The 440-nt window shown below is 50.7% G+C and carries 1 protein-coding gene; it reads right to left on the bottom strand.

The genetic code is table 11. The features are described from left to right. On the bottom strand, positions 1-440 hold a 440-nt coding region (locus ACTHUM_RS19865; RefSeq protein ID WP_440403988.1), incomplete at both ends, for a glutamate--tRNA ligase.

Here is a 440-nt window from a genome sequence, read left to right as displayed (position 1 = left end):
GTTTCACCATTTCGGCCAGTTTTTCGTTGGCGGTGATTTTGATGTGTTCGCCGTTAATCCAGTAGAGTTTCTTCAAGTCCATACGGCTTGGGGATGGGGAAACGTCTTTCAAATCAAACCATTCGATGAATTGTTCCATCGTGAAGAATTCATCATCGCCGTGCGCCCAGCCCAAGCGTGCTAGATAGTTGAGCATGGCTTCGGGCAGGATGCCCATTGCGCCGAAATCGGTAATGGCAACGGTATCGCCGCTGCGTTTGGAGATTTTTTTGCCTTGTTCGTTGAGAATCATCGGCAGGTGGCCGTATTCGGGCAGGTTTGCGCCGATGGCTTTTAAGATGTTGATTTGTTTCGGGGTGTTGTTCACATGATCGTCGCCGCGGATAACGTGGGTAATGCCCATGTCGTAGTCGTCCACCACGACGCAGAAGTTGTAGGTC

Source organism: Neisseria sp. P0021.S006 (assembly GCF_051956895.1).
The sequence above is the reverse complement of the archived record's forward strand: the minus strand, read 5'-3'. Positions and strand labels throughout refer to the sequence as shown.